At 57.6% G+C, this 22,443-nt stretch carries 21 protein-coding genes; 8 read left to right on the forward strand and 13 right to left on the reverse strand.

Annotation, left to right across the window (positions count from 1 at the left end; all coding sequences use genetic code 11):
- Positions 1-6: 6 nt before the first annotated feature.
- The 5 genes from ACZ42Y_RS07460 to ACZ42Y_RS07480 form a co-directional block, all read right to left on the reverse strand.
- The gene (locus ACZ42Y_RS07460) at positions 7-651 is read right to left on the reverse strand and encodes a hypothetical protein (RefSeq protein ID WP_058370592.1); all 645 of its coding nucleotides are present in this window, start codon (positions 649-651) and stop codon (positions 7-9) included.
- Positions 652-727: 76 nt separating this feature from the next.
- Positions 728-1,120, reverse strand: a complete 393-nt coding sequence (locus tag ACZ42Y_RS07465) for a universal stress protein (RefSeq protein WP_236698114.1) — start codon at positions 1,118-1,120, stop codon at positions 728-730.
- Between the two features lie 103 nt (positions 1,121-1,223).
- Positions 1,224-2,258 carry a type II glyceraldehyde-3-phosphate dehydrogenase gene (locus ACZ42Y_RS07470; protein WP_083494476.1) on the reverse strand — a complete coding sequence of 345 codons (1,035 nt, stop codon included), beginning with the start codon at positions 2,256-2,258 and terminating at the stop codon, positions 1,224-1,226.
- 45 nt (positions 2,259-2,303) lie between these two features.
- Positions 2,304-3,578 (reverse strand): phosphoglycerate kinase, encoded by a 1,275-nt coding sequence (locus ACZ42Y_RS07475; protein WP_464735394.1) that lies wholly within the window; start codon positions 3,576-3,578, stop codon positions 2,304-2,306.
- A 164-nt stretch (positions 3,579-3,742) separates the two neighbouring features.
- The gene (locus tag ACZ42Y_RS07480; protein WP_058370589.1) at positions 3,743-6,412 is read right to left on the reverse strand and encodes an ATP-dependent helicase; all 2,670 of its coding nucleotides are present in this window, start codon (positions 6,410-6,412) and stop codon (positions 3,743-3,745) included.
- 120 nt (positions 6,413-6,532) lie between these two features.
- On the opposite strand from ACZ42Y_RS07480, the gene ACZ42Y_RS07485 reads away from it, so the two are divergent.
- Genes ACZ42Y_RS07485 through ACZ42Y_RS07500 form a run of 4 tightly spaced genes read left to right on the forward strand, consistent with a single transcriptional unit; the run spans position 6,533 to position 8,420 of the window.
- Entirely contained in the window at positions 6,533-6,733 is a 201-nt protein-coding gene (locus tag ACZ42Y_RS07485) for a ribbon-helix-helix domain-containing protein (protein ID WP_236698113.1), read from the forward strand.
- Positions 6,675-6,998: a PolB1-binding protein PBP2 family protein gene (locus tag ACZ42Y_RS07490; RefSeq protein ID WP_058370588.1), complete on the forward strand. Its 324-nt coding sequence runs from the start codon at positions 6,675-6,677 to the stop codon at positions 6,996-6,998. The genes ACZ42Y_RS07485 and ACZ42Y_RS07490 overlap by 59 nt, the downstream gene beginning before the upstream one ends.
- A 53-nt stretch (positions 6,999-7,051) precedes the next feature.
- Positions 7,052-7,675 (forward strand): CRISPR-associated protein Cas4, encoded by a 624-nt coding sequence (gene cas4, locus ACZ42Y_RS07495; RefSeq protein ID WP_058370587.1) that lies wholly within the window; start codon positions 7,052-7,054, stop codon positions 7,673-7,675.
- Positions 7,659-8,420, forward strand: coding sequence for a CehA/McbA family metallohydrolase (locus ACZ42Y_RS07500; RefSeq protein ID WP_464735395.1), 762 nt, complete (start codon positions 7,659-7,661; stop codon positions 8,418-8,420). Before cas4 ends, ACZ42Y_RS07500 begins: the two co-directional genes overlap by 17 nt.
- Here ACZ42Y_RS07500 and ACZ42Y_RS07505 read toward each other — a convergent pair.
- On the reverse strand, positions 8,417-9,541 hold the full coding sequence (locus ACZ42Y_RS07505) for a tryptophan--tRNA ligase (protein WP_058371366.1): 1,125 nt from the start codon (positions 9,539-9,541) through the stop codon (positions 8,417-8,419). The two genes, ACZ42Y_RS07500 and ACZ42Y_RS07505, sit on opposite strands and share 4 nt — an antisense overlap.
- A 100-nt stretch (positions 9,542-9,641) precedes the next feature.
- Here ACZ42Y_RS07505 and ACZ42Y_RS07510 point away from each other — a divergent pair, with 100 nt between their 5' ends.
- Positions 9,642-10,580: a DNA double-strand break repair nuclease NurA gene (locus ACZ42Y_RS07510; RefSeq protein WP_058370585.1), complete on the forward strand. Its 939-nt coding sequence runs from the start codon at positions 9,642-9,644 to the stop codon at positions 10,578-10,580.
- A gap of 199 nt (positions 10,581-10,779) precedes the next feature.
- On the opposite strand, the gene ACZ42Y_RS07515 is transcribed toward ACZ42Y_RS07510, so the two are convergent.
- Positions 10,780-11,433, reverse strand: a complete 654-nt coding sequence (locus ACZ42Y_RS07515; RefSeq protein ID WP_464735396.1) for a hypothetical protein — start codon at positions 11,431-11,433, stop codon at positions 10,780-10,782.
- 4 nt (positions 11,434-11,437) lie between these two features.
- Here ACZ42Y_RS07515 and ACZ42Y_RS07520 point away from each other — a divergent pair, with 4 nt between their 5' ends.
- Positions 11,438-12,136 (forward strand): 6-hydroxymethylpterin diphosphokinase MptE-like protein, encoded by a 699-nt coding sequence (locus ACZ42Y_RS07520; protein WP_168371251.1) that lies wholly within the window; start codon positions 11,438-11,440, stop codon positions 12,134-12,136.
- A gap of 112 nt (positions 12,137-12,248) precedes the next feature.
- Entirely contained in the window at positions 12,249-13,199 is a 951-nt protein-coding gene (locus ACZ42Y_RS07525; protein WP_058370582.1) for a GHMP family kinase ATP-binding protein, read from the forward strand.
- Here ACZ42Y_RS07525 and ACZ42Y_RS07530 read toward each other — a convergent pair.
- From ACZ42Y_RS07530 to ACZ42Y_RS07540, 3 genes are all read right to left on the reverse strand, one after another.
- A complete protein-coding gene (locus ACZ42Y_RS07530) occupies positions 13,196-15,844 on the reverse strand; it encodes a tRNA(Met) cytidine acetyltransferase TmcA (protein ID WP_083494469.1) in 2,649 nt (882 codons plus the stop codon). The two genes, ACZ42Y_RS07525 and ACZ42Y_RS07530, sit on opposite strands and share 4 nt — an antisense overlap.
- 100 nt (positions 15,845-15,944) lie before the next feature.
- Positions 15,945-17,252, reverse strand: a complete 1,308-nt coding sequence (hisS, locus tag ACZ42Y_RS07535; RefSeq protein ID WP_058370581.1) for a histidine--tRNA ligase — start codon at positions 17,250-17,252, stop codon at positions 15,945-15,947.
- 6 nt (positions 17,253-17,258) lie between these two features.
- Positions 17,259-17,789, reverse strand: coding sequence for a hypothetical protein (locus tag ACZ42Y_RS07540; RefSeq protein ID WP_058370580.1), 531 nt, complete (start codon positions 17,787-17,789; stop codon positions 17,259-17,261).
- Between the two features lie 108 nt (positions 17,790-17,897).
- Here ACZ42Y_RS07540 and mtnA point away from each other — a divergent pair, with 108 nt between their 5' ends.
- Positions 17,898-18,980, forward strand: coding sequence for an S-methyl-5-thioribose-1-phosphate isomerase (gene mtnA, locus ACZ42Y_RS07545; protein WP_058370579.1), 1,083 nt, complete (start codon positions 17,898-17,900; stop codon positions 18,978-18,980).
- Positions 18,981-19,001: 21 nt separating this feature from the next.
- Here mtnA and ACZ42Y_RS07550 read toward each other — a convergent pair whose 3' ends face one another.
- From ACZ42Y_RS07550 to ACZ42Y_RS07560, 3 genes are all read right to left on the reverse strand, one after another.
- A complete protein-coding gene (locus ACZ42Y_RS07550; RefSeq protein ID WP_058370578.1) occupies positions 19,002-20,318 on the reverse strand; it encodes a hypothetical protein in 1,317 nt (438 codons plus the stop codon).
- A gap of 4 nt (positions 20,319-20,322) precedes the next feature.
- Positions 20,323-21,876 (reverse strand): type II/IV secretion system ATPase subunit, encoded by a 1,554-nt coding sequence (locus tag ACZ42Y_RS07555; RefSeq protein ID WP_464735397.1) that lies wholly within the window; start codon positions 21,874-21,876, stop codon positions 20,323-20,325.
- Between the two features lie 109 nt (positions 21,877-21,985).
- Complete coding sequence (locus ACZ42Y_RS07560; RefSeq protein ID WP_464735398.1) at positions 21,986-22,417, reverse strand: hypothetical protein; 432 nt, start codon at positions 22,415-22,417, stop codon at positions 21,986-21,988.
- Between the last annotated feature and the right edge of the window lie 26 nt (positions 22,418-22,443).

Genomic DNA, 22,443 nt, shown 5'->3' on the forward strand with positions numbered 1-22,443 from the left:
CCGGCTCTAGCCCTCCGGGGGTCTGCCGCCCAGGATCCAGGAGCGGATACGCTGCGCCATAAGCTTTAGAGCCATCTCCTTGCCGGCTACCTCGCCGGGAGGTATGTACTCAACGTGTACCCCCGGTACGAGCCTTGCCTGGTTTGCTAGCCTCTTATCACCGGTGAAGAAGAGTACGCCGCCCCTATACCTGTTAGCCAGCTGCTCTAGCAACTTAAGTATATCATAATCATCCTTGGCGGGCTGCCTGTACACTCTCTCCCCGGCCTTGAGAGGCCTATTTATCCCCCTGCCAAGCACCTCGTGGAACTCCACGCGGGGATCCTCTATCTCGCGGGCCAGTATGTCTGCGAAGCCCTTGTACATCTGGTCAAAAACCACAGCGTACTCGGGGGCTCTCCCGGAGGGCTTGGGCACCTCTCCTATATGCTTCCCTCGGGGCTCTCCTCCCTCCCGGGCAGCGGTGCGTAGGACGCTCCTCAGCTCGTTAAGTTCGCTCTCAGCTAGCTGAAGGACGCGCGTAACACGGTACACCACGGCTTCGCCGCTGCACCGGGACGCCGCTGTCAATAGCGCCTCTGCAAGCCCCGCGGCTTGATAGAGGCCCTCGCTGCACACTACAATGTATACGGCCTGCTCCTCCTCGCCCATGACGAGCGTCCCAGCAGGCCGGGGCTCTCTGTAGCGTTCTTAACAGCTATTCTTCTCCGGGGGCCCTCGTAGGATGCTAGCGGATAATCATAATCGAGGTCGCCGAGTTAACCACCATGGAGAGGGCCACGCTGCCAATGATTATATCCTCGCTAGCGGTGTTACCCCGGGCGCCCAGTATTATGAGATCATAGCCGCCCTCTATGGCTTCGGAGAGTATCTCGCTAGCTACGCTACTCGCGCTGGGCTTGTACTCCTTGACCTTAACTGAAACCTCTACCCCCCTCTCTCCTGCCAGCTTCTTAGCAGCATTAATGATGGGAGTGGCGTCCTCGCTAGGGTGCTTCACGTGTATCACTGTTATCCGCGATCCATAGCGTTGGGCGAAGTCAAGAGCCACCTTGAGAGCCCTCATGCTGGACTCGGAGCCGTCTACAGGTACCAGGATCTTCCTGAATAGAAAGCTCACGGTGTATGTAGGTTCCAAGGTCGAGTCCCTCAGGCTGCTTCATTAGAGGTCCATTGAGGTGTATGGGTCGAATTGCTCTCGAATAAATTATCTGCTGGGGTCCTTAAGGTATGCGGCCATGAGTTATGCCCAACGTCTTATCAGTTATCGACATGGTTTCCTCGGCTGACTTAGCAGTCTCCATCACCGCCCTTATCGCGTCAATGTTCTCCGGGACCACTATTGATTCCTGGTGCACTGCCTGCATCCATATAACCTCCTTGTCGTTAAGCACTGCCACGCTGTCAAGCCATATTACTAGCTCCGGTATGTCGTAGCGCTTCCTTCCGAGATCCCTGGCGTACTCTACCAGGTCTGCAGTGCTGGCCAGCCCCGTGTCAGCGTCGGCGAGCAGTATCCTAGGCGTCTGCTCGAACGCCGAGACCACGTCCTCCCGGGACACTTGCTGCTCCAGCTCTGCAACCACCACGTGGACGTGCATCAGCGTTGTCGGCACCACCACTGCGGCTGTAGCTATGTCGAGCCACGGCAGCACAGTCTTAACGTCAAGCGCGTGGTGGCTGGGCAGCCTAGCGGGGTTCGGCACTATAGCGTTGACGGGGCCCCGTTTCACCTCCTTGGGGTCCGCTGCGCGGCGTACTATAGTGGCGCGTATCCGCCTTATCCTGGCTATCCGGGAGAGACTACATATACTGCGCAGGAGCCCGGTGGTGTTGCAGGAGACCACCCTGACGCTCCTTCTGCCCAAGGCCTCCTCGTAGTTGCACAGCGTGTTGAACGATACCTCGGCTACGTCAGCCTTCTCGCCGCCCTGGAAAATAGCCTTGACACCGTACTTCTCGTAGAGGGGCTTATACTTGGCTCCCATGCCTCCAGGCGTGGCATCAACCACGACGTCTACCTTGCCGAGGAGATCCTCTAGGGACCCTTCCACGGGCACCCTCTTCTCCTGGAAGGCCTCCAGGCGGTCGCTGGGAGCGTAGAGCGGTATGCCTCTCGAAACCGCGTACCTGGCAACATAGTCCGGCTTAGTCTTCACGACACCGACCAGCTCCATGTCCGGCTGCTTCATAACAGCCTCGGCGACACGCTTCCCTATGGTGCCGAATCCGTTCACAGCCACCTTTACCCGGGCCAAGCCGGCCACCTCCACCTCTCTCTAGGGTGCCCGTCTCAAAGAGGTTTAGGGGAGAGCGGCCTGCTTCAGGAATTTGTCGAAGAACTTCTGGGCTGACTTAGCCAGGGCTACCAGGCCTGGCAGATCCTCCCCGGCCAGGAACAGGAGAAGCGCGCCGCCACCCGTGCTTATGTGCAGGTTGGGGCGCTCGCTGAGCCCCAGCTTAGCCGCAATGCTGTTGAGGTGGCCGCCGCCAACTATCACATAGGCGCTGCTCTCTACTGCAGCCCGCAGTAGCTCCTTGCTCCCATCCTGGAACCGGGGATCCTCTATCACGCCGGCGGGGCCTCTCAGGACTATTAGCCTGGCCTCTTTCATGATCTCCACGTACATCTTAATCGTCTGGGGCCCTATGTCTTTTATAACGCCTTTGATGCTGCTGCCTATCGCCTCTACCTCTACATTATCGTTCACAAGTGTCTTGAAGTCCACAGGGGTCTCTATAGGGAGACCCTTTAGCAGCAACCGTCTGGCCCGTGGGAGGAGTGCTAACAGCCCCTTCGACTCCAGCACCTTCATATTAGCTTCGCCGATATCCACGCCCTTGGCGACGAGGAAGAGCTCTGCCACAAGACCCGTGGCGAGAATCCTATCCACAGCCCTATTGCTGTGTAGATACTCGAGAATCCTCAGGGTGTCGTGAACCTTCCCCCCGCCTAGCACGAAGACTCGTGGCCTCTCCTCCGGGTTGTAGAGCTTTGACAGAGCTACTAGCTCTCTCTCCATTACACGGCCGGCTGCAGATGGGAGCTTCATGGGGAAGCCTACAATGCTGGGCTGGCTTCTATGGGCGGTGGCGAACGCGTCGTTAATGTAGTAGTTGAAGAGGGGTGCTAGCCTGCTGACAAAGATGCTCTCAGCATGCTTCTCCGGCGTAGCTTCGATAATCTCCTCGGATACGAGACGCGTGTTGTCTAGGAGCAGTATCTCGCCCGTCCTCAGCTTCTTTATCTCCTCGCGGGCGGCGGGGCCTATGACGTCGTCTATAAAATGGATTGTCATCCCCGTATGCTTTTCGAGCAGCTCGGCGTGCTTATTCAGGCTGACGAAGTCGCTCTCCCCGGGCCTCCCTTGGTGCGACATAGCGACGACAGCGGCTCCTCTCTCGACGAGCTCTCGCAGCGTCTCGGCGTGTGCGCGTATCCTGCTGTCGTCGAGTATCTCGCCGGTCTCCGGCTTTATCGGGCTGTTGATGTCTATCCTTATCAGTATCTTGGAGCCCTTAATGCCGAAGTATTTGTCAAGATCGTCGATGGTGGGTATCAAGTACTTATTGCGCAAGCTGCACGGCAATAAGGATCCCGTGTTCTGGGGAGTAGAGTGCCGGGCCTGGAAGTAATAAGGGAAATGCCTCTCTAGCTAAGCCATGGGGGCGTTGAGGAGATACCCCGGGATCGAGCCGAGGGAAACAGCTAGTGACGAGGTGGTCCTTCGCCGAGCCCCTCCTACTCTCCCCCTACGGCTGCAGCCTCCCCGCTCGCCCTGCCCAGCCTCTCAGCCAACAGCTCCATAACCCGGCTGTGCAGCTCCATAAGCATCTTCTTCCGGTCCTCCATCAGCACTATGTCGCTGTAGCCCTTCACCACTATGTGGTGGGCGAATGGGCTTGGCACGCTGGTTGGCCCGAAGAGCGCCACCTTCACATCGCCGTTGTGGATCCAGCGGAGCACGAGCCTGGCGTTCTCTATATCCATATAGTCTTCCAGTATCTCCCGGTAAGCCTCTCGGAGCAGTGGGAAGTCTGGTATACGCTCCACAGCCTCGAGCAGCGCCTGCGCATTGAGCTGCAGTGAGTGCGGGTCGCGGGTGCGTCCACGGTAGCGGCGTAGTAGCATGAAGCCCCTCTCCGCGCAGTGGCGGAACCTCCTCTTCAAGAGCTCAGTGTTCCGGAGCACCCTCCTCAGTATATCGTCTATGTTCTCTGGGGTTACGCTGTACACGAGGCTGTGCACGTCTAGGTCATTTCTTATCCCCGGCACGGTGAGCATGAAGGCGTTGTCGGTCACGGTTACACGTACATTAGTATTGGTCATGTTAGTGAGCTTGTATGCATATGCTCTAGACAATGCGTCGTTAACCCTCCTGCCGAAGAGCGAGTGGAATATTATCGACGTGGACTCCTCGTCATGGTCGTGGAAGATCTCTACTAGTATCAGCTTGTCGCTGGGTACAAGCCCGTCGGTAAACAGGTACTGTTCCAGTATGTAGTTGTATATGTTCTCGGCCGCGTGGGGCTCAAGGTTATACTCCGATGCTATACGCTTCACGGCCTCGCTCTTCGGCACAGCATTCCTAATCATGTCCGCTACCCGGCGGCGGAAAGCTCCTATTAGGAGCGCCGAGTCGAAGGCCAGTGGCAGCATTTCAGAGAACCAGCTGGGCACGGTAGGCTTCTGGCCCTCCGCGGGCTTGACGTAGACCCTCATACCCTCGGAGCGTATGAACTCGTAGGTACGGCCTCCAAGGACAAATATATCTCCAGGCCCAAGTATCTGGACGAAGGCCTCCTCGAGGTCTCCCACGTAGCGGCCTTCAAGCGTGTAGACCTTCACCTTGACATCGTCCGGTATGGTGCCGCTGTTGAGGTAGTAGATCATTCTCGCCCCACGGCGCCTGCCGAAGACCCCTTCCTTCTCGTCAAGCCAGATCTTAGCGTATACCTTGTGCTCTTCTAGGCCGTAGCGGCCCGCCAGGAAGCGGAGCACCGACATGAAGTCCTCGAACGATAGCGTGTGGAAAGTATAGCTCCTCTTGACCAGCCTGTACGCCTCCTCTATGCTCCACTTCCTCTCTATAGCCATGCCGACGAGGTGCTGGGCCAGCACGTCAAGCGGGTTCCTCGGTATATGAACACGATCTATCTTCCTCTCCATGCCCGCCTTGGCCAACACAGTGCATTCAACAAGGTCGTCGCGGTCAACGACTATTATCCTGCCTTTACTCACCTGGCGTATGTGGTGCCCTGCTCTTCCTATCCTCTGGAGCATCCTGGAGACGCTCTTGGGGCTGCTTAGGAGCACCACCAGATCTATATAGCCAATGTCTATGCCGAGTTCAAGGCTTGTCGAGGATACTACTACCCTCAGCTCTCCCCGCTTGAGCTTCTCTTCCACGGAGAGCCTCACGTCCCGGCTGAGGCTGCTGTGGTGGGCCTCGATCTCATCAATATCTGCTATGCCCTCTTCTTTGAGCATCTTCTTGAGCTTGTACACGACCCTCTCAGTTGCGCTCCGCGTATTAGTGAATATGAGCGTGGTGCGGTGCTCCCGTATCAGCTTAGCGAGGAGCCTATAGATGGCCTCGTTCACTACATCTGCAGGAGTATGTATTAGGTCCTTCACCGGGCAGAGTACGCGTATATCAACCGGCTTAGCGAACCTGGCATCCACTATAACGCAGTCCCTAGGCTCTCCAGTATCCCGGTAGCCCACGAGGAACTTGGCAACCTCCTCCAGCGGGGCTATGGTGGCCGAGAGCCCAATGCGCTGCAGCCTACCCCCAGTTGCGTAGTCGAGCCTCTCCACGGAGAGGCTGAGATGGGAGCCCCGCTTGCTTGAGGCAAGCTCATGGATCTCGTCGATAATTATCCAGCGTGTGGTGCTGAGCCTCTCGCGGAACTTTGGGGCGGCGAGGGCGATAGCCAGGCTCTCGGGCGTGGTTATGAGTATATGGGGCGGGTTCTTGGTCATCCGCTGCTTCTCGGAGGGCGGTGTGTCGCTTGTGCGTACAGCCACTCTTATCTCGGGGAGGCTTAGCCCCATTTCCTCGGCAGTCTTCCTTATACCTTCGAGGGGCTGGAGCAGGTTCCTCCTCATATCGTTGTTGAGTGCTCGGAGGGGTGATACGTAGACGACGTATATCTGCTCCTCCAGCCTACCCTCCTCGGCGAGCCGGTAGAGCTCATCTATAATACCGAGGAACACGGCGAGCGTCTTGCCCGTCCCTGTGGGTGATGATACAAGCACGTTATGCCCCTTCTTTATCAGTGGTATAGCGCAGCGCTGGGGTAGGGTGAAGCTGCCATACCTTCTCCGGAACCACTCAGCCACATAGGGCCTTAGCAGCTGGTACACTTCCTCGTCGCTGGGGCAGCTGGTGACGCGGGTTATCGCCATCGTTCGCAGCACCTCCAGGGGCCTCCCCTTTTTCGCCCGCGCAGTTGTTGCGGTATTACACCTCTGGGCTTAATTCTGAGGCCCTGCACTTCTCTAAACCCACGGCTCCGGGGAGTGCTTTTGCCGCAGACCGTGATAGTGACCTTCAAGGCGCCGGTGGAGCTTGTGGAGAGGCTTGACGAGCTGGTGCGCAGCGGGGTGTTCCGTAACCGTAGCGAGGCTCTCCGTCGCGCCCTGGTTATGCTGATAAGCAGGTACCGGGGTGCAGAGCTTGACTCGCCTCACGGAGGAGGAGAGGAGGACGCTCTACAAGCTACGTGATCTAATAATAAGGTTTAGCTCTGACGAGCTGAAGGTGTTTAGCTATGTTTGGGACAATATATCAGTCGGAGAGATAATATTTGAGCGGGATCTCAGCCAGATACATGGAGTCCCCAAGCCCATACTAGTAGCCATGAGCCTGCGCGACAAGGGGGTCATAGAGAGGGGGGAGGGTTGCTACAACCTAGCACGCTGGCTCCGCCCCCTCCGGAAGAAAGTGGGGAACTTCCAGGACCTCCGTCTCCTCCTAGATAGGCTGCCCTAGACCATAGCTCTTCCCGCCGGCAGCAGAGGCCGGATAGGGGTGCAGGCTGGGCCATGGGTATAGTTAGTGAGCTCTACAAGGCTAAGCAGCGCGACTTCAGCGAAAGGCTGCGCGAGATGACAGATCCCCGAGTGGTTTATGTGACCGACCTCGTATCATGCAGCTATAAACGGGTAATGAGGCTGCAATTCCCCCTGCTCAGCTTCCGGTTCGAGCCCTCCCTAGTCCTCGGCGATTTAGTCCACGCGGGCCTGGGCTCCCTTCTCGCCAGCCGGGGATGGGAGACGGAGGTGCCCATAGAGAGGAAGTACATTATAGATGGGGAGGAGTATATACTCAAGGGCAGGATAGACCTGCTAAAACGGAATGATGACGGCAAGCCGCACACCATAGTGGAGATCAAGACCTCAAGGGAGCTACCCGAGAATAGCCCTAGGGAGCACCACATAATGCAGCTGAGGATATACATGGAGCTTACAGGGGCTAAACGCGGCTACCTCCTCTATGTAACTCCCGACAGGCTCGTGGAGTTCGAGGTGGAGCCGAGCAGCGTGGATGTAGAGGCTCTGCTGAGAGAAACAATATACAACCTCCGCGCGCCAAGGTACGACTGGGAGTGCAGGTACTGCAGCTACAGGAAAATATGCCCCTTTGCCAGGCTTGGGAGGCACAGCTAGCCCCTCCAAGGCCATGGTGGCGTACTCTATGAGGTTGCGTGCTGACATGCATGTACACACAACGGTCAGTGATGGTAGGAATAGCCCAGAGGAAGTACTGATAGCGGCGGTAGAGAAGGAGCTAGACGTTATTGCCGTGACAGACCATGACACGTTCGAGGGAGGTCTACGAGCCCTTAGAGCGGCCAGGAGTATGAGCCTCGACCTAGTCGTAGTCCCGGGGGCAGAGGTGCGTACCACTGCAGGCGACGTGCTGGTCTACTGTAGTGACGAGCCCCTCGAGAGGATCCCCCGCGACCCCTTAGAGCTGGCCGATGTGGCTCACGATAACGGCTGCCTCGTGGCTCCAGCCCACCCGTTTGACACCCGCCGCGCCGGCATAGGGGAGCTAGTATACCATGGCAGCTGGGACGCGCTGGAGGTCTACAATGCCCGCAGCGACCCGGCCTCCAACCAGCGGGCGGAGCGGGCGGCGCGGGAGCTAGGCATACCAGGGCTGGCCAACAGCGATGCCCACTTAGTGGACGAGCTGGGCGCGGCCTACAGCATAATTGATGCAGAGGAGAAGAGCCCGGAAAGCGTGCTGGAGGCCATAAGGGCTGGGAGGGTTAAGCCGGTACACAGCGGCGCGGGGCGCACCTCCGCGCCCCACCCTCCCCCCTGGGAGCTGGGGCGCAGGGCCAGGAGGGGCGGGCCCAGCAGGCTCGACTATCTAGAGGACCTGGGGCCCGGCGGCTGGCTCTAGAAGCTTGGGGGCTCCACGTACTCTAGCACCCTGTCCTTGGCCTTCTCGAGCTTCCTCTGGTGCTCCTCCAGGAACTTGGCTAGCAGCTCGGCCGCGTACTGCTTGTCAGGGCCGCAGAGGAGGCGCCCCCCTCTGCACTCCTGGTATATTCTCGCAAGCTTCTTGTCGTCCCTGACTAGATGGTATACGTAGAACTCGTAGACTGTGCACTTTTCCGGCTCTCCTCCGAGCCGGCGCTGCTCCTCCACCGTCGCCCGGCCGCCGGTGAGGGCGTTCTTCAGCTTACGCACAGCCACGTCTATGGGGTCGCTTAGAAATATGGTATAGTCCGGCCTAGAGCTGCTCATCTTGTTGCCGTCCAGCCCGCTCTGGAACCGATGGTAGGTCGAGGCCGGCCTCCGGAGCCCTAGCTCGTTCTCAAACCTGTCAGCGATATCTCTTGCAAGCCTTATGTGTGGGTCTTGATCGGCTCCAACGGGTACGAGTACGTGTTTGAAGCCTCCGAAGTAGTCTAGCTGGGGGTGTAGTATGTCTGCAGCCTGGGTGAGCGCGGCCATCACCTTGCCCGGCTCTAGGTCACCGTATATAGCCTCCATCTCGGCCATTGTTATCTTCCTGGAGAACATCTGGATGAGGCGGTAGTAGGGTGTCTCGTAGTTGGTCTGGAAGTATATGTGGGTGTGCCGGTTCTTCTCAAGCCCCAGGGCTATGAGGTTGGCAACGTACTCGTAGAGGCCCGTCTCTATCACCTTCCTACGGTCTAGCTTGCGGACAGCGTAGGCCTCCGCGTCAGCTATAACAATGAATATCTCGAAGCCCAGCTTCTGGTAGTATATTATCTGATCCGCCACCATCTTGTGGCCGAAGTGGAAGCGGCCGCTGGGCATGAAGCCGGTTACAAGGGCTACCCGCTCGCCGGACCGGTATGCTTCAAGCACACTGTCGAAATCCCTATGGCCGAATATGACGCCACGGCGCATGAGGTGGAGGGGCTCGCCAAGCACCTCCGTTACGCGTGGCAGAAGCTCCCGAAAGGGCTTTATCCCGAAGTAGCGGAAGAGCTTCTCATACTCCAGCCTTACCGCCGATGCCCAGGGGTCTAGCCTGAACTCCTCGGCCACAATAACTCTCACCCGGTAGCCCGGCTCTATGCGCCGCCGGGCCGGCTGCAAGGCTTTATTGGTATTAAACATGATGCCGGTGAATAGGGCTGGCCGCTGAATGGTAGAGGTCGTAGAGCTGGGTGACGATATTCACGCGGCTGTGAAAAGAATAGCGTCACGGCTGCCAAGCATTGATGAGGGCCTGCGCCGCCTCGTTGAAGAGAGCATCGGGATAAGGAAGATCAAAGAGCTGGGCACGCGTTTCGAGCCAGTCTATGCTGTAGACTCCGCCTTCCCGCGGTCTCCTCTGAACCTTGTAGGCATATCTATGAGCATGGTTACGGTGGCCCTGGTCAGGTACTCCGATAGGGGCACTAGCATTAGGCGTGGCCGCAAGCTCCTCGTCGAGTATCTTGGGGACATCGAGCAGGACTACGTAGCGGCTCTCGCCAGGCTCGAGGAGCGCCGCTACGCCGTCAGTGTCGTGGACGATGCAGGCCTCATGGTTGTTGATGGCGAGATACTGCCCCGGCGTGGAGCCTCCGACCTCTGGGTCGATGTCGAGAACCTCAGCCTCATGCTTGTAAAAGAGTTGTCCAGGAGACGCGTACCCCTCGTCGGGGTCCTCAAGAGGAGCTACTCGGCCCAGATGGCGGGCGTCCTGGGCGTCAGGATGAGCGATAAGGCGGTAGCCTCTATCGTGCTCCGCCGCGGCGAGTACCTCGAGCTGCCCCACCCCCAGGAGACACTCGCATCCATGGGGTGCAGGATTGTCTTCTACAAGCCCCTCCGCGGCCTCGCGGAGGCGGTGAAGCTAGAGCTCTGCAGCGCAGGCCACCCCGTCGACCAGGTTGTCTCGATGCTGGCTAGGGAGACGGGGCCCACCGGGCTGCCCTGGGTGATAGACCTGGTGGACTCGGTGGTAAAGAAGGAGGTTGCCCGCCTGGCTGCTATACACCAGCTTCTCCTCTCAAGGCTCTCCCGTGGACGCAGGCACCAGCTCGCGTACCCTCTTAACCCGCAGGAGGCTAGAAGCAGGCCCGGCGCGGGCTCCTAGACCCCCTTCCCCGGTGGCTCGAGCCCGGGTAGTGGAGTGAGAGGGTGTTCGCCCCCGACCCCCAGCCGTGAGGGTCCGCCGCTCATCCGCCTTCCCGGGGCCCCGGCTGCGGGGCTGTCGCGGCGGCGAGCCCCGCCAGCCGGGTCTAGACGGCTAGGCCCCGAGGGGTCTTTAACCCCTCCAGGCCCGGCTCCAGCGGCTAAAACGCCTCCACCTCGCTGGGGGCCAGGCAGCCGGTCATATAGGCGTTGTCGAGAGCCTCCCTGGCCGCCCTCGCCGCTGCCCGGTGCAGCTCCGGGCTCCAGGTGCTGTGGAGTATGCAGTCGAATGACTCCAGCACCGTGTATGCGAGCCTCCTCACGGTCCTGCAGGGGGGCTCCGGTGTCAGGCTCCGCGCGCGGGCCCAGAATCTGAGCCTCGTAAGGGCTATGAGCAGCTCTATGCTGCACCCTAGGCTCCTAGAGTAGAGGGCCCAGCCACCGCCTTCCTCCACATGGATGGGGTCTAGCCAGAGGACTATGAAGCCTCCCGGGGCTCGTTCCCGGGACGATACTATGGCCTCCACCCTGGGCCCCTCGGCCCTGGGGCAGGGCGCGTGCACCGCCCTGGCGGGCTCCAGTTCAACGCTGTGCTCGAGCACTGCACTGTAGTAGCTCAGCGGGTCGTAGGGCTGGGCTAGGCATGCCTCGTAAACGCTGTAGCCCAGGGGCTGTAGTCTCGTGCCCGGGTAGAGGCGGGCTACAAGCCTGCCTCCCTCGCGCCGTATGCCGAGGGGCGTAACCATGGCCTCGCCGGGCGCCTGCAGCACCGCGAGCAGCTCAACGTACCTGTCGTGGGGGATTAGGGAGTCCATGTTGTTGGCGGAGCTGTTGGACGCTGCGCGAGGGACCATGAGGTACAGCCTCCGGGAGGACTGCCTCGCAGCCCGTGTACTGGAATCCCTGCTCTACGAGGCCCTCTTGGAGGGGAGATATACGGGGGTATCCGAGGCCTGTAGCCTGCTCCGGGACAAGCACGTCTGTCTGGCAGGCGGCGCGGCGGGGCTCGAGGCCAGGCTGGGGGAGTTGGAGGGCTGCGAGAGGCTTGTAGCCGCCGATGGCGCCTCGGCGCTGCTTCTCCAGAATGGCTTCCTGCCCGATATCGTTGTCACCGACCTCGACGGCTCCTGGCACTACCTGCTCGAGGCAGGGCGTGAGGGCAGCATCATAGTCGTACACGCCCATGGCGACAATGTGGCGGCTCTCAAAGCCCTGGTGCCGCGGCTTCAGAGGCTGGCTGGGACAAACCAGTGCATGCCAGGCAGGTACTCGTCGCTGGCGCCGGGATTCACCGATGGAGACCGTGCTCTCGGCCTCGCGGTCCTCTGCGGAGCCGCCCGCGTAACCCTCTATGGGATGGACACCAGGGAGCCGACGGGCTGGTGGTCCAAGCCATGGCTTAGAGGCAGCGTAAAGCCCTGGCCAGAGAAGGCGCGTAAGCTAGGGATAGCAGGTATCCTAGCAAGGTTATTCGCCGCCTACGCGCGTGCGCGCGGTACCCGGGTGGAGTACGCGTGATGATGGAGTATTATGCTGAGCAGAGGCCTTGGTGATGACTCGGTTCTCGGCTGACGTGTGGCGTGCTGCGAGGCCTCTAGGCGCTAGCAGCGCCTTAAGGGTGAATGACTCCGTGGCTGTTCGGGTAAGGGTTGAGACAGGAGCGCGCCTCCACCTCGGCTTCTACGGGCTCTGCAGCAGCGCTGGGAGGCTGCTAGGAGGCATAGGAATAGCGGTGGATGGAGTAGGCTACAGGCTCCTAGCCCAGCTATCGGAGGCCGATGCTGTGAATGGCTGCGACGCTGATAGAGCCCGCGGCATCCTGGAGAAGGCCAAGAGGGCTCTTGGCCTCCGTGAGCCCCTGGAGCTGAGGCTAGAGGAGTGCATACCAAGCCACGTAGGCCTAGGCTCCACCACTCAGCTGACCCTAGCCATATACGCGGCTGTCGCCAGGCTCGCGGGGCTGGACTTGCATGACGCGGTGGAGGCGGCAGGCAGGGGGCCCTACTCCGGCATAGGTGTAGGCGCATTCCTCTACGGCGGCTTCATAGTCGACGCGGGGGTGCAGCTCGCCAACACCGCCCGGCCTGCGAGGCCCGCTCTCCACGGCAGAGTTCCAGAGGAGTGGAGGATCGTGGCCGTTGTGCCCGAGGCCCGCTGGCGCGTGGAGGAGGGACCTGTAGAGGAGGAGCTGATGCAGCTGCCCCGCGGGAGCATGGACATGTGCTGTAAGGCTATGCACGCGCTACTCCGCATGATTGTGCCAGGCATCGCTGAGAGCGACTTCAAGCTCTTCACCCGGGGCGTGGATGAGATCCAGCGGCTGACGGGCAGCTTCTTCGCAAGCGCCCAGTCTGGGCTCTACTGCTGCCCCGAGTCGGAGGAGGCGGCGAGGCTTCTTCGGAGGCTCGGCGCGAGAGGGGTGGGGCAGAGCAGCTGGGGCCCCCTGGTCTACGGCTTCTACCCAGACAGCCGCGAGGCCGAGAAGGCCCATAGAAGGCTCAGAGAAGAGCTCGGAGGACGCGGCCGGGTCCTCCTGCTGAGGCCGAGGAATAGGGGAGCCCGTATAGAGGCGTCGCCTTAGCCGTCTGCCTGGCCGCCCTCCTCACCCTCTCCTCCACCTTCATGATCCTCTTCTGTGCTCTTGGGCTTTCTCCTCTCCTCCCTCTTGCGGGCTTTGCGCACGGTAATAGGCTCTAAGAATATACTTCCCTTATCCAGCTTCTCCAGCAGCTTCTCAGCATCTATACCCACAGGCGACTCTGAGTCAAGCTGATAGTATATCTTCAGCACCTTCCTGGCAACATCCTTTAACGTCACCATCACGCTGTGAGGGCGGGTCTTAAGCTCCTCTGCTACCGCATCCCAGCTCCTGCCCTGCAGCACCTTGGCAACTACTATGTACTCCTCCCTCTTGGAGAGGCTGAGCCCCCTGGTCTTCGGGTACGTGAGCCAGTAGGCCTTGGCGACCTCCTTTATTGCGTCAGCAACAGCCTCGTATGTCATGGGGCCGTAGGCGTATATCCATAGCCGGTCTACCTGGATCGGCGTAAGCCTCGGGTAGTAGTCCTCGAATACCGGGTTCCCGCTCTTCAGTATCTGTATTGCAACCTGTGTCTCGAGGTCCCGGTAGGGATCGTGGAGGCTCTCGAGGACCTTCCTCTTGAACTCGCGGTTGGCGAGATCCACTAGCCTCTTCATCAGATCCTTTATGGGTTTTATTACCAGTATGGTGTACTCGCCGCTGACGGGGTTACGGTCGGGCGACATGTGCACGGGGAGGAACCCGTTTTTCAGCCAGAACCTCAGCAGCTGCTCGTTGACGCCGAAGCCGCTCCCGACCCAGTCAAGCCCCCTCTCCACGGCCTCTTCTGTAACCTTGCTGAGGGCGAAGGAGCCTATCCCCTTCCCCTGTACATCGGGATGGGTTGCTATGCGTACAATCCTCCATCCGCGGGCGCTGCCGAACTCGCGGATGCGGAGATGCTTAAGCATCCTGTCGGGTATAATGTTGCCTGGCGTCTTCCCGCCGCGCAGCAGCTCCTCAATCATCTCGTCGTCCAGGCCGCCCTCGTTAGCTATCTGGAGTGCGCACACTATCTTGCCCGAGGGCACGCGTACCCCGCGTATAATGTGGTGGGGCGCGTCAGCCAGTATAGCCAGGTCGTCGGGCTCGTTGCGGTAGTGGGCTAGGACATAGATGCCGAAGAGCTGGCGCAGCGTCTCCTCCCCTTCGGGGCTGAAGAGCCACTCGGGGTCGAAGCGTACATACTCAAGCCTGCCCTCCTCTATGGCCTTGATATCGTCCTCGCCCAGCTCGGCGGGCTCGGCGTCGAGCAGGAGTGCGTCGAAGAGCCACTTCTCTATAGGGTCGTCGGGCGCATAGCGTATCGGCTCATGCATCTCGACTTCTATAACCTCGGTCCTCGGGTCCTTCTTGAGGGCGGGGAGGAATCTTACAGAGAAGCCTCTCCCGGCACCCTCGTAGCCGTGGATGGTGGTTGCGAATATCATTCTGCGGTGGCTGCGCCATATACGGTGTAGTAGTGGTACATGCATGCCTGCAGCCTCGTCAACTACCACTATGTCTGCCTTCAGCTTCGGCACGTGTATGGGCTCCCAGTACTCTATGCTGAAGCCCTCGCCGTGAAGCTCTAGTATATTGTCTCCACGCTTTACGATCCTGGTCTTCAGCTTGAGCTTCTCGGCAGCCCTGCTTGCCAGGGTGAAGAAGGACTGCACGTTAGACAGGTTGGGAGCGGTCACTACTATCCTGACTCTTCTGCGCTCCTTGGCGAGCCCTACTGCTAGGCCTATCGAGGCTATGCCTACTGCTCCCGACTTGCCTCTACCACGATCCGAGGTTATCACTATTGCTTTCTTCCTCTTCTTTGAGTTCCTCTCTAAGAGCAGCTCTATAGTCTTTATCACGTTTACCTGGTCCTGGGTGAGCGCTAGCTCGTAGAGCTCACGGGGGAAGAGCGTCTCCCTAGGGATCTTTATCTCCTCCCTGCTGTAGCGCTTCATGGGGTAGTCGTCGGCCTTGATAACCTCTTCATCGTCGACGTCGTATATGTAGATCCCGTCATGCTCTATTAGCTTGCGCTTGAACCTCTTTATGAAGATGTGACGGGGCTCCCGGTAGCCGGGCACTAGGAGGTTCTGCTTGAATATGGTCATCCACCGGTCCCATTCGATCCACGGAGGCACCATGAATACTATGAGCCCGCCTCCCTCGACTATCCCCACGAGCCTGCCTACATCGTTTGGCTTGAGATCGTTAACGAGATCCATGACTAGTAGCTTGAAAGTGGTTCCTAGGAAGCGGTCGCTCTCCTCGTACCTTGCTATAATGTGTGTTATCATATTGGCTCTAGATTTTAGAGTCCTCTTTACTATCTCCTTCCTTATTTTGGCGTCCTTAAACTCGTCGTGGAACACGTAGAGTAGTGGCAGCTCTTCTTTACCCTTTACCCTGCGGTACACCCTCTCATAGAAGAGTAGGGCTCTTGCAACGGTGGCGCCTATCTTTACTGGATCGCTGCCAGTGACTACGAGAAGCCTCCTATGCCTGGACACGATGGACCTTTCTATTCCCCTGCTTAGCTTTCTGAGAAGCTTGTTGAAGCTTGCAGGCACGTAATCCTTTAGACGCTCAGCTACGCGCTTACCCAGGTCCTCTATATCCTTCTTCGTAAGGTCCTCGTAGCTGACGTCAATGGCGCCCAAAAGCCCTCTTCCCCTTCAGCCGTAGGGGTTCAAAGGAGAGAGGGTTAATACTGGTAGACTGCCTGGACTCATCACAGAGGCATTGTAGCATGCAATTACCTCATCTAAATTCTAATTCTGTGAGGTTTAGCTCTCTGAGCTCCTCAAGGGTCAGGACCCTCTGCTCCCTCTTCGCCAGATCTCGTAGAACGAGCTTACCCTCCCTGGCCTCCTGCTTGCCTACTATGGCCGCATAGTGGTAGCCCTGCTTGGCCAGCCGGGGGAGCATTTTCTGGAGCTTCGAGCCCGTGTAGAGTGCGGCTGACACGTTATCCTTTGACGCCAGTATGTCTTGCACCTTGGCTGCGTAGGGTGCCAGCGACTCGTCAAGGACTATTACAGCTATCCTCACCGGCTCCTGGTATATTATTCTTGGTCTAAGCCCCGAACTCTCCATAGCTGCTAGTGTGCGGTCAAGCCCTATGGCGAATCCCGTGCCCGGCACCTTCTCACCGCCGTAAAGCTCGATTAGGTTGTCGTAGCGGCCTCCCCCGGCTATGCTCACGGGGAACCCCGGCACCTTTACCTCGAATATTGTGCCGGTGTAGTAGGCTAGTCCGCGCGCGAATGCTAGATCTATCTCTAGATTCAGCCTGCTATTATAGCCCTTTAGCATGTCTACTAGCTTCTTAAGCTCCTCTAGGGATTCTATGATCTCTTCGCCGCTCTTCGAGAGTATGTTCTTTGCTGCGTCTATGTCGTCCCTGGCATTGCTCCATAGTTCTTCCAGTATACTGGCTAGACCGGGGTGCTCCGCCCCCATGAGCGCCTCCAGGGCCTCCTTGTACATGCCTTTATCCATTAGGTGGAGTATATGGTCTTGGATCTCCTCGCTTATCCCATGCTTGGCGAAGAGCCTGCGGTAGAGCCGGGTGTTGCCTATCTTTAACACTATGTGGTCAAGCATGTCTATGCTCTCGTAGAACTTGAGCAGTAACTTTATGACCTCGAAGTCGCCTAATATAGAGGGCTCCCCGAGAAGCTCTACCCCGGCCTGCCAGAACTCGCGGTAACGCGCCCGCTGGGGCTCCTCGTAGCGGAAGCAGTTGACTACATAGTATAGCCTCACTGGCTTCGGCTGGCCCCGGAGGAGCCGGAGGTATATCCTGGCTATGCTGGCGGTTGCCTCTGGCCGGAGTGCTACCTCCCGCCCAGCCTTGTCACGGAACACATACATGGAGCGTCTTATCTCCTCCCCGGATTTCACTGCGAATAGCTGGAACCGCTCGAGCGTAGGTGGCTTCACCTCGCCGTAACCATAGGACCTGGCTATCCTCGCGAATATCTCGGCCAGTCTTCTGAGGGCCTCGGACTCCGGCGGGAGGATGTCGCGGAATCCGCGGAGGGGCTCTAGCGGCACCTTGCTCATGGCTTGCTACCCGCCCTCCTTGGGCAGCCTTGTGAGGCCCGGTCTGAAGACTAATGCTGTATAATATGTTATGTCGCCATAGCGGTCTACGATAGCTAGTAGTGGCTCCCAGTTGTTCTTCGAAGCCTCTTCGACGAAAGAGTACAGGGTGTCCAGCTTCACCGGCCTGCTCTCCTCGAGGACTAGTATGTAGTGTGTGAACTTGGGCTCCTTCTTCCTCTTCTTGAGGAGCAGGGAGTGAGGCCGAGGCCCGGGGACGGGTAGGCGCCCCCTTTTCCTCAGGTCCAGGTAGACTTCGAACTCTACCCAGGCGTACGGGTTCCTAAGGCTGTAGAGCCTTACGAGGTTCTCGAAGCTATACCTCTTCCCCCTCCTGTCAGTGACTGTCGCTACGCCATTGTATACGAGGTAGAGTGCTTCGAGCGGATGCACGCTTTCAGCGCTGCTGCGTGGTAGGTAGCGTAGAGCCTCTTCGACGCCCCTTACTATCCGCAGCTCCAGGGCCTCCGGATCCTCAACTATTATTTCTATGGTCAATCCTGCACCCTCACTGCTCTCCAGCTGGGACTCCCGGGCCTTGGGCTTTCGCCAAGCCTTTTATAGCCGATTATAGGTGTGCTCTGCCTCATAACCGGTTGATGCATCTTGGAGATTCTCGAAAAGCTCAGGATAAGGCCTCTCGAGTGGGTTGAGGATGATCCTGAGGGCCCTAGGCTTAGATGGCTTGATACCAGGCTTCTACCGTGGGAGGAGGTCTATAGAGAGACCCGTGACTACCGCCGGGTCGCTGAGGCCATAAAAGCTATGGAGATCAGGGGTGCCCCTGCGATAGGCGTCGCTGCTGCATATGGCTTAGCGCTGGCGGCATTCTACTCCGGCGCCAGAGAGCCGGGCGCCCTCTGGAGAGTGCTCCAGGAGGCTGAGAAGCTGCTAGCCTCAACCAGGCCTACCGCATACAACCTCTTCTGGGCTCTACGCCGTGTCATGAATAGGGCGAGGGCTAGCCTGGAGAAAGGTGAGGATGTGGATGGAATTATCAGGACAGTTATCGATGAGGCCAAGAAGATACACATAGAGGATATCAGGACTAATATGGAGCTAGGCCGTATAGGGGCTAAGCTTATCGATGACGGCGATACAATCCTTACACACTGTAACGCTGGGGCCCTCGCTACAGCAGGCTACGGAACCGCCGAGGGTATAATGAGGGCGGCTGTGGAGGAGGGGAAGAGGATAAGAGTGATAGCGACGGAGACTAGGCCGCTGCTCCAGGGTGCAAGGCTCACGGTATGGGAGCTTATGAAGGAGGGAATAGAGGTTAGGCTCATAACCGATAACATGGTCGGCTATGTAATGTACCGGGGCCTCGTGGATAAGGTGATTGTTGGAGCCGACAGGATCACGGCCGATGGCTATGTGGCCAACAAGATTGGGACATACATGATAGCCGCCCTAGCCTACAGGCACCGCATCCCATTCTACGTTGCAGCCCCCTCCTCCACCTTTGACCTCAGCATAGAGGGCGACAACATACCTATAGAGGAGCGCGACCCGGACGAGGTGAGGACAGTGCTCGGTAAAGTACTGATAACAGTTAAGGATGTGGAGGTCTACAACCCCGCGTTTGACATAACCCCGCCAGAGCTTGTGACGGCCATAGTGACGGAGAAGGGGATAATCACGCCACCCTACCGTGAGAATATAGCACGTGTACTCCGTGGAGGATAAAGCCTCTCTAGCACCCTGCTCCTAGGAGAGCATGAGGAGTAGCGCGCCGCCAACTATTATAAGCGGTGCAGCGATGTTATAGGCCAGTGCCCCCCATACCGCGTATGCTATAGCGAAGCTGGCTCCAACCCCCGCTATGGCTATAGATTTCACCGCCAGGGTACTATCGATCGACGCCGGTATAGGGGCTGTGGCGAAGGGTGCATAGCTGGCTTCAAACCTGCTGCCAAATACCTTCGAGATATACACAGTCGAGGCAGCTATTACTAGGACGACACTGGCCAGTAGCACGTTAACGACAAGAGCCTTGTTAAACACCATACGAGTGCTCTCATGCAGTGACTCCAGTATCGCGTTAGCGATGCGCGACACCTTGGCAGCATTACTGCCACTCCTTACCACGGAAGCTATTACCTTGGACAGCAGGTAGGCTAGATGCCACTTCTCCGCGTTACCCGGTACGGCTCTTCCAGTCCTAAGAGCGTATATTAGGGGGGACTCGGTGCCGTCGCCCTTCACCATGGCTACAATCGTGTCAATATTGGAGAGCCTTAACGTAAGCCCCTCAGTGACTACATGCACGGCGTATATGAGTTTCGATAGTTTAGTAAGATCCCCCTTAATTCTCACCAGGCTGTATACATGGATGGGAAGCGCTGTGATGGCGAGCATAGTTGCGTAGAGCGGGCTGCCTTTAACCAGCAGTAGGAGGGAGGCTACAGATAGGACCAGCAGTACGGCATCTATCATAGGGCTTATTCGTCGAGGCAACATGACGGAGAGAATCCTCACCCTCGTGGTAAGGGCTATGGCAAATGACATAGCAGCTACCACTACCGCGGCCATATATGCTGCAGCGTAGTTAGCTGATATAGATGAAGACAAGACCACCGTCAAGAGCACCATGACGGTGGCTGTAGCTATCAGCTCTACACCCTGGATAAGAGTCCCTACCTTCTCCCTGAGCCTCTGCTCGAAGGCATCCACAGCCATTACAGCCAGCTGATGAAGCGTATCAAGGGGGTTGCCTCTTAGGATATAGGAAGCTATGTAGGATCTTATAATCCTTGAGAGGGTCGGGCTGGCTACTCTCTCAGCCACCTTTTCGAGCGCCAGGAGGGTATTGCCGTATTTCTTTACGAGCATTTGGTAAAGACTAGCGATTTTAGCCGACTCCCTTAGCACCGTTCTAAAGCCTTCATCCCGGTTGATATCGTTCAGAGCCTCGTGAGGCGCCCTGTTACCCCCCGCATAGGAGAGAGAATAGAGCATGAGCAGCGGAAGCTCCGCTGCCAGCCTCTCATAGTCGACCCGGATTCTCCCATCTCTGGGAGGCATTGTATCAAACCCTTCCTCCCTCTTTAAGGCGGTCGAGGACGCTGAGCAGAGCCCAACGATAGTACTCGTCAACCATGGCCCTTAGTGATCTAAAATCGCAGGTGATGCAAGACCGTAGCAGTGATTCAAGCTTCGTAAGTTTCTCCCTTATATTGCTCCTGCTGAGCCCATAGACATCCATAATGTATTTTAGCCGGTAGCTAGAGTCTATTACCGTGTCTGCATCGGTTGGGAGAAGCAGGTCTTCCCGCGGACTCCACTTGAAGACGACGTTGAATGTAATGCTGCCGCCCCGTGGTACAACCTCCACTATCTCAACAACCCTTCTCAACTCTAGGCCTTCAGCATTGCGGACTCTGCGCAGCACTATGATGAGCCATATAAGCTGGAGGAAGCTGTCGCCCAGGCTTATCGGTCTGCTCTTCAGCCTCTGGAGAGCGGACTCCGGAGAATCTGCGTGGAATGTAGCTAGAGCAGCGTGCCCGCTTCCAGCGGCGTGTATGAAAACCCGCGCCTCCTCGCCCCTGATCTCGCCTATAACGAAATAGTCTGGCCTTCGGCGTAGCGCGAACTTTGCCAGCTTATACACGTCAATATCCTCGCCCTCGTAGTCGTTGTAGGTGTATCGTGTAACAAGGCTGTCCCACTGCTCGTAGGGGAGATTCAGCTCCGGCGTGTCCTCTATAGTCACTATCCTCGAGTAAGGCGGTATTAGCGAGAGCAGAGCCTGTAGAAAGGTCGTCTTACCCGATGCAGTCGGGCCTACTATTAGTATAGCGGGCCTATACTCCATGAGGAGCCAGAGGTAGGCGGCGGCGAGCGGCGAGACAGTGTTATTTGCTATGAGAGACGCCATGGAGAGCGGCTCCATGCGGTGCTTCCTAATCACGATTGACGAGCCAAATCTGCTAATCTCATTGGAAAAGGTTGCAGCCACTCTATGACCTTCGGGTAGCAGGGCCTCTAGATAGGGGTGTGCGAGGCTCACGTCTCTACCGCTCCTTCGTGAGAGCTGTATTATGAGACTATCAAGAACATCCTGGCGCAGGGTTATGTTAGTCTTGATCCATCCTACCGGTATATCTCGGTGCACAATATATGCTGGCTTGCCGGGACTGTTGACAGCGATTTCCTCTATCCTGGGATCCTCTAGTAGCGGGTAAAGAGGGCCATAGCCGCTAAGCCCCTTAGCTATAAGATAGCTCATTACGGTGTAATTTGATTTGAGAAAGTCATAATCTATTGCATATTTTTCGGCAAATTTTTTCAGCTCCTCACGCTTTGAGGGCAGGCCCTTCAAGCCCTCAGCTATGACACCCTCGATGACGAGAGCTGCTGTCTCGAGAAGCTCGGCCCCGCCTACCTGGGGCTCGTTGACGCAGTAGACGACCTCGTTATTGGTGGTTACGCCTATACCTACATCCACTACGCCTGCCACAGTATACTCAATAGCCTTCTTCCTGAAAGTCTCGGTACAAGCAACCGGTCTTATCAGCTCAATGAGTACATCGTCTATGTCAGCCCTTCTCTTAGATAGAGCCTTCTGGAGTCTGGGCATAACTTTAGGACCCTCCCCAGAGCCTGGTAGAGCCCAAATAAGTATTGATAAACTTCCAAAGCATAGTAATGCTAATAGCTTATATAAATAGAAAAAAGATAGAATCGGTCTAGGATACCGATATTCTTATAGGGTCTGTTGTGTATATCTTATCTCCGGCCTTGTAGCTTATTATTAAGACACGGGGGCTCTTGCACTGGCTTGATATCTCAACGGTCCGTGTCTCTCCTGCCTTTATTGTAGGCCCGTTGAGCGTTACTCCTACTTGCTTGTTGTTGGCGTCGTCGCAGAACAGCGTTGCGTTAAGGAGGGTCACGGGCTGTGAGCCGCTGTTATCGATGGTAACGTATATCACACCTAGGTCTGCCATGTATTCGGCGTTGTAGCCGTATACTATCGGCTTTTTCGTCATTACTTGTACGGTGTTGATGAAGTAGTGGTACATTATGGCGCCGGCTGCAAGTGTGGCTAGCAGTAGTATTACGGCCGATAGTATGGGGGATATTGCTCTCATGTTCTCCTCCAGGTCTACTGGATGCATGGGGGAGGTTATGGTCAGCATTTATT

It is taken from the genome of Pyrodictium brockii, assembly GCF_055379715.1.

Coding starts and splice junctions, on each gene's coding strand:
- ACZ42Y_RS07460 (WP_058370592.1), bottom strand. CDS start 651: ATGGGCGAGGAGGAGCAGGCCGTATACATTGTAGTGTGCAGCGAGGGC.
- ACZ42Y_RS07480 (WP_058370589.1), bottom strand. CDS start 6,412: ATGGCGATAACCCGCGTCACCAGCTGCCCCAGCGACGAGGAAGTGTAC.
- cas4 (WP_058370587.1), top strand. CDS start 7,052: ATGGGTATAGTTAGTGAGCTCTACAAGGCTAAGCAGCGCGACTTCAGC.
- ACZ42Y_RS07510 (WP_058370585.1), top strand. CDS start 9,642: ATGGTAGAGGTCGTAGAGCTGGGTGACGATATTCACGCGGCTGTGAAA.
- ACZ42Y_RS07515 (WP_464735396.1), bottom strand. CDS start 11,433: ATGGACTCCCTAATCCCCCACGACAGGTACGTTGAGCTGCTCGCGGTG.
- hisS (WP_058370581.1), bottom strand. CDS start 17,252: ATGAGCAAGGTGCCGCTAGAGCCCCTCCGCGGATTCCGCGACATCCTC.
- ACZ42Y_RS07550 (WP_058370578.1), bottom strand. CDS start 20,318: ATGCCTCCCAGAGATGGGAGAATCCGGGTCGACTATGAGAGGCTGGCA.
- ACZ42Y_RS07555 (WP_464735397.1), bottom strand. CDS start 21,876: ATGCCCAGACTCCAGAAGGCTCTATCTAAGAGAAGGGCTGACATAGAC.
- ACZ42Y_RS07560 (WP_464735398.1), bottom strand. CDS start 22,417: ATGCATCCAGTAGACCTGGAGGAGAACATGAGAGCAATATCCCCCATA.